Source organism: Mycobacterium sp., from assembly GCF_036488105.1.
In the GTDB taxonomy this organism is placed as follows: domain Bacteria; phylum Actinomycetota; class Actinomycetes; order Mycobacteriales; family Mycobacteriaceae; genus Mycobacterium.
Genome location: NZ_DASXHW010000044.1, coordinates 1 through 5,982 on the forward strand (window position 1 = coordinate 1; position 5,982 = coordinate 5,982).

7 protein-coding genes are annotated in these 5,982 nt (G+C 64.7%); 3 read left to right on the plus strand and 4 right to left on the minus strand.

Annotated features, from left to right (window positions below):
- Nucleotides 1–1,136: acyl-CoA dehydrogenase family protein (locus VGH54_RS02335; RefSeq protein WP_331510324.1), on the minus strand; the 1,136-nt coding region annotated here is incomplete at its 3' end.
- A 76-nt stretch (nt 1,137–1,212) separates the two neighbouring features.
- The gene (locus VGH54_RS02340; protein WP_331510325.1) at nt 1,213–1,407 is read right to left on the minus strand and encodes a ferredoxin; all 195 of its coding nucleotides are present in this window, start codon (nt 1,405–1,407) and stop codon (nt 1,213–1,215) included.
- A gap of 225 nt (nt 1,408–1,632) precedes the next feature.
- On the opposite strand from VGH54_RS02340, the gene VGH54_RS02345 reads away from it, so the two are divergent.
- On the plus strand, nt 1,633–2,787 hold the full coding sequence (locus VGH54_RS02345; protein ID WP_331510326.1) for an acyl-CoA dehydrogenase family protein: 1,155 nt from the start codon (nt 1,633–1,635) through the stop codon (nt 2,785–2,787).
- Here the strand turns inward: VGH54_RS02345 and VGH54_RS02350 are convergent.
- The gene (locus VGH54_RS02350; RefSeq protein WP_331510327.1) at nt 2,784–3,983 is read right to left on the minus strand and encodes an amidohydrolase family protein; all 1,200 of its coding nucleotides are present in this window, start codon (nt 3,981–3,983) and stop codon (nt 2,784–2,786) included. The genes VGH54_RS02345 and VGH54_RS02350 overlap by 4 nt on opposite strands.
- Nucleotides 3,984–4,104: 121 nt before the next feature.
- On the opposite strand from VGH54_RS02350, the gene VGH54_RS02355 reads away from it, so the two are divergent.
- The gene (locus VGH54_RS02355; protein ID WP_331510329.1) at nt 4,105–4,419 is read left to right on the plus strand and encodes an acyl-CoA synthetase; all 315 of its coding nucleotides are present in this window, start codon (nt 4,105–4,107) and stop codon (nt 4,417–4,419) included.
- Between the two features lie 20 nt (nt 4,420–4,439).
- Entirely contained in the window at nt 4,440–5,738 is a 1,299-nt protein-coding gene (locus VGH54_RS02360) for a helix-turn-helix domain-containing protein (RefSeq protein WP_331510330.1), read from the plus strand.
- Here the strand turns inward: VGH54_RS02360 and VGH54_RS02365 are convergent.
- Nucleotides 5,704–5,982 (minus strand): AMP-binding enzyme (locus VGH54_RS02365; protein ID WP_414688624.1); only part of this gene is annotated, 279 nt, incomplete at its 5' end. The genes VGH54_RS02360 and VGH54_RS02365 overlap by 35 nt on opposite strands.

The window sequence follows — 5,982 nt, forward strand, 5'->3', positions numbered from 1 at the left end:
AGGCCGAGCACACTCTCGGCGATGGTGTTGCGTTGAATCTCCGCGGTTCCCGCGCCGATCGTGGTCGCCCGGCTCATCAGGTAGCCGAACGTCCAGCGCCCATTATCGACGGCGTTGGGTGCGCGGCTGCCCAGTGCCGCATAGGGACCCGCCGCGCGCAGGGCGAGCGCCTGCATGTGCTGCTCGAACTCAGACTTCACCAGTCGGTTCACCGATGCCACCCCGCCGGGATCCTCGCCGCGCAGCACCGCGGCCAAGGCGCGGGCACTGTTGGCGGCGATGGTGCGAACCCCCGATTCCAGCCGTGCGACGTCCTGGCGGACCAGCGGGTGGTCATCGAGCCCTTGGGAGGCAACGAGATCGATCACCCGGTCGACCGTCCGCCGGTACTTGAACTCGTCGGCCAGAAAAGCGGTGGCCCGTTCGTGGCCCAGCGATGTACGCATGATCGACCAGCCTGCGCCCTCATCGCCGACCACGTTTTCGACCGGCACCGCCACGTCGTCGAGGAAGACCTCCGCGAAGTGCGCCGCACCACTGATGTCGCGCAGCGGACGCACGGTGATACCCGGGCTTTTCATCGGGATCAGCAGATAGGTGATGCCGTCAGATGGTTTGTCACCTGACCCTGTCCGCACCAGCGCGAACATCCAGTCGGCGCGGTCGGCCATCGTGGTCCACACCTTCTGACCCGTCACCCGGTACACGTCGCCGTCGCGGACGGCGCGGGTGGACAGCGAGGACAGGTCGCTGCCCGCCCCAGGTTCGGAAAACCCTTGGCACCAGAACTCGTCCGCGCGTAGCAACGGCGTCAGGAATCGATCCTTCTGCTCCTGGGTGCCATGCGCGATCAGCGTCGGGGCGAGGATGAACGACAGCGGACACGGGTGTGGTGGCACGCCCGCGTCCGTGGTCATCCGGTAGTAGTCCAGCTGATCCGCCAACGGCAGGTCCAGTCCGCCGACCTCGCGCGGCCATCCTGGTGCGGCCAGCTTGTGATCGACGAGTTCGGCGTGCCAGGCCCGGGCCGCCTCGATGCGGTCGGGCTTGTCACCCGATCGAGCGGCATCCGCCTGGCGGCGGCGGAATTCGGCGAGGAGCAACTCGAGGCGGCCACGCCAATCAGCTGTCTGCATGTCACTCCACAAAGTCAACTTGGTTAACTATGTAAGCAGTGTGCCGGTTACGGCGGCCAGTTGGCAAGCACGCCTGTCAGCCGTCTTCGAGAATCAGGGCGATTTCGGGGCAGGCGGCTACCCCGTCCCGGGTGAGTTGCTCATCTTCTGGTCGCACCTCGTGCTCCTCGAGGATGGAGTAGCCGGACTCGTCGATCGGGAACAACTCCGGGTCGACGGCGTAGCACTGGGCGTGGCCCACGCACTTCGACTGCTCGAGCCGAATCTTCATACGACCTCCTTCTCTCGACCGTTTCGGTGGCGCACGGTCTGGTCAAGCTGTCAGCATAAGGCTAAAGCTTTAGCTAATTGCAGAGTCTTGTACTCCGCACCTCTTCTGACACTGATGTCAATAGGCGAGGCTGGAGGATATGCTGTTTTTGGTGCATATTGGTGACGATCGACCCCGCTCGGGTCACCGATTCTGACGGTTACGTCCCTTACGAGGAAGCTGCAAATGACACTCGCCCTCAACGACGAAGAAACCATGTTGGTCGATACGGTGCGAACGTTCATCGACCGCGACGTCAAGCCCACGGTCCGCGAAGTCGAGCATAGGAACGAGTACCCGGAAGCGTGGATCGAGCAGATGAAACGCATCGGGATCTTCGGGCTTGCCGTGCCAGAGGAATACGGCGGTTCGCCGGTGTCGATGCCCTGCTACGTAGAAGTGACCGAGGAGTTGGCCCGCGGCTGGATGAGCCTGGCCGGCGCGATGGGCGGCCACACCGTGGTCGCAAAGCTGATCTCGTTGTACGGCAACGAAGAGCAGCGACAGAAATATCTGCCCCGGATGGCGAGCGGGGAGATGCGCGCCACGATGGCGCTCACCGAACCTGGCGGCGGTTCGGACCTGCAGGCGATGACGACCACCGCACGAGCCGAGGGCAACGAGCTGGTGATCAACGGGGCGAAGACCTGGATCAGTAACGCCCGCAAGTCCGGACTGATCGCGCTGCTGTGCAAGACCGATCCACAAGCCGTGCCACGCCATAAGGGCATCTCGATCGTCCTGGTCGAACACGGTCAGGGTCTCACCGTCTCACGCGACCTGCCCAAGCTGGGCTACAAGGGCGTCGAGAGTTGCGAGCTGTCCTTCGACGACTGCCGCGTACCGGCCTCGGCGATCCTCGGCGATGTGCCGGGCAGAGGATTCGCGCAGATGATGAAAGGCCTTGAAACGGGCCGTATTCAGGTGGCGTCGCGGGCGCTGGGCGTGGCGAGCGCAGCACTTGAAGACGCGCTGAAATACGCGCAGGAGCGGGAGAGCTTCGGCCAACCGATCTGGAAGCACCAGTCAATAGGCAACTACCTGGCCGACATGGCCACCAAACTCACCGCGGCGCGCCAACTCACCCGCTACGCCGCGGAGATGTACGACAGCGGCGAGCGGTGCGACATGGAGGCCGGCATGGCCAAGCTGTTCGCATCGGAGGTGGCCATGGAGATCGCGCTCAACGCCGTCCGAATCCACGGCGGCTACGGCTATTCCACCGAATACGATGTCGAGCGCTACTTCCGCGACGCCCCTCTCATGATCGTCGGCGAAGGAACCAACGAGATACAGCGCAATGTCATTGCCGCGCAGTTGGTCTCGCGGGGCAAGCTCTAGACGCCAGCGAGTTGCCGATCTTCCGCTCTGACCCGCGGGAAGTTGAGCATTCGGCGAGCGTTCTCCTCGACGATCAACGCGCACTCATCGTCGGGCACGTCGGCAAGCACTTCGGCGGCGCGCTTGCGTGAGTTCGGCCAGTTGGAATCGCTATGTGGGAAGTCGATCTCGAGCATGATCCGGTCGATGCCGATGCTGTGCCTGTTCTTCAGGCCATGCTCGTCGTCGATGAAACAGCCCCAGAAGTGCTTGCGGAACAGATCGGATGGACGGGTGTCGAAATCGATCTTCTGGTAGTAGCGGTGCCGCTCCCACACGTAGTCGGTTCGCTCCAGGATGTAAGGCACCCAACCGATGCCGCCCTCAGCGAGCGAGATCTGGAGATCCGGGAACTGCTGCAACTTGCCGGAGAACAGCAGGTCGACCGTGGACCACATCAGGTTCGTGGAGAACAGTGCCGTTGCGACCGCGAAGGGCGCGTCGGGCACCGCCATCTGACCCGGGACCGGCTTGATCGTGGAGAACGAGAAACCCGGCACGAAGGAGCCGGACCCGAAGTGCAGCGACACCGGCATCTTGGTGTCCGAGCAGACCCGCCACAAGCCGTCCCAGTGATCGGAGTGGAACGACGGCAGACCCAGCGGCACCGGGCTGTCCGGGAACGAGATCGTGCGCGCACCCTTAGCGGCGACGCGCTCTGCCTCGGCCACACATGCGTCTATGTCCCATGTCGGCAGGATCGCCAGCGGGACGTAGCGCTCGGGCGCCACCGCGCACCACTCGTCGATGTAGAAGTCGTTCCACGCCTGGACGCACAGCAGCGCCAGGTCCTTGTCCTCGGCGCGCTGGAACGTGCCGCCGCCGAATCCGGGGAACGACGGGAAGCACAACGCCGACTGCACACCATCGAGGTCCATGTCGGCGACCCGGGCGACCGGGTCGTAGCAGCCCGGAATCATGTCTTCGTAGCGGACGGGATCCATGCCCCACTCCTCCGGCGGTTTGCCGGCGACCGCGTTCAGGCCGATGGTCGGGAAGACCTGCCCGTCGTAGTGCCACAGATGCATACCGTTTTCGTCGACGATGCGCGGGCCCTGTTCGAGGTACTTCTTCGGCAACCGGTCCTGCCACACCCGCGGGTGCTCGACCAAGTGGTCGTCAACGGACACGATCTGGTGGTCGTCCTGAAGCGGCATGATGCTCCTTCGCATCTGACGAGCTGTCGTAATTTTCTGACATGTCGTCTTGTTTTCTGACGGTTCGTCTCACAGACTATATGACGTACGCCACATTCGTCTAGACGTTGAGAGGCGCGACATGAAACGCACGGACCGACCCACCGACGACGCAGACCGGGACAAGGTCGATGAAGACGACCACGACCTGTTGACCTTCGGCGAAGCGGGCGAACGGCTCCGCCTCGAGATCGCCGCGGCTGCGCGAGAGGTGCAAGGGCTGCAGCAATCCGGGACGGTCAAGGCGCTCGAGAAGGCCCAAGCCCGCCTCGATGCGCTGCGGTCGGCTGCGGCCCGCAACAGCGCACAGCCCATCAATGACGCCAACTTCGAGAAGTTCTTCGGCTATCCCGGCAAGGCCAAGCGCAACCTACCCGGGGCGCCGTCGGCCCGATGAGCGTGTCAGATACTTCTGGCATGACCCGGACTCCCGACAAGTTGCGGCGCTCCGGCTATGCCCCTGCCGCCAATGCCGGTGTGGGGCGCCGCGGCCTGCACACCCGCGACCGCATACTCGGATGCGCCGCGGAGGTGTTCCTGGCCAACGGATTTCACGCCACCTCGCTTGACGCCATTGCCAAGGCGGCGCACGCCTCGCGCGCGACCGTGTATCAATACTTCGCCGGCAAGGAGGAGATCTTCCGCGAACTGAGTGCATTGGCCGAACGCGATGTGCTGGCACACGGCGAACAACTCGGTCAACTCGCCCCGACGAGCGACGGAATGAAGGCGCTGCACCACTGGCTGGTGGAATGGTCCGTCATCTACGACGCCCACGCCGCGGTGTTCGCCGAATTTCCGGGCATCGGCACAGCCACCGGGCTGGCTGTCATCGATGCGGGCACAGCTGCCGACCAGTTCCATGAAACGGTTACCGATCGGCTGCGGAGGATGCGCTTGCGGGATTTGGACGCCCACGATGCGGCCGCAGCACTGGGGCGGATTCCCCACATGGTTCATCTCTACCGGTACCGGGCGATGTTCCCGCTGCCCGCCCACGGGACGGTGACGTGGTCGTTGACCGTCGCATTGCAGTTGATGCTGTTTCCCGAGACACCGGCCGACGTGCTGCGGGCGGTGGCACCGGAGGTGACAACCGGGCGCGGGCAAACACCGCCGCCGGTCCTCGACGGTGCCGCGGCGACACCCGCGGCCACGGGGGCGGCGGCCTCGCCAATTCCGCAGGACGTGTTGTCGGTCAGCTCGGCGTTGTTCGCCGAACGCGGCTACTACGCCATCGGCATGGAGGAGATCGCAGCGGCCGCCGATGTCAGCCGCGCGACCTTGTACCGGTACTTCAGCACCAAGGACAAAATCCTCGCCGAGCTGACCCGTCGAGCGGTCGTCGAGATCGAGGAGCACGCCGCCGCCCTGCCGGCCATGGCCGCCGATTCGCTGACCGAGTGGATGCGTGGCTACGTCCGATTCCATCGCACCTACCGCGGCGTGATCCGGGCATGGTTCGACGGCACGGTGGCAGAACAACTCTCCGATGCGGATGTCGATCACGGCATCGGCGCGATTTTCCAATCGGTTACCGCGTTACTGTCTACCGTCGACCTGCCGCCCGGCGTCGACGCCGATGTGGCGAGCGCGGTGTTCGTGGCGGTCCTGGGACGGATGTCGGAGCCGACGGGAGCAAGCGCATCGCACAGCGACGAGCGGGCCGCAGTATTGATGGTCAAACTGTTGCGCCGTGCGCTTTTGCGCTCTTGAGGTCGGCGCGCAGTTGCTTCTTGTCGACTTTGCCGCTGGCCAGCACAGGCAGTCCGGCCACCAGCACCAGTCGGCGAGGCACCTTGTAGCGCGCCAGCCGTTGCCGCACGCCCTCCTGCACCATGTCCAGCGTCACCGACGCACCCTTGCGCGGCACCACAACCGCGCAGACCGCTTCGCCCCACCGGTCGTCGGACACCCCGACGACCGCGCAGGCGGCTACTCCGTCAACCGCACAGACCGC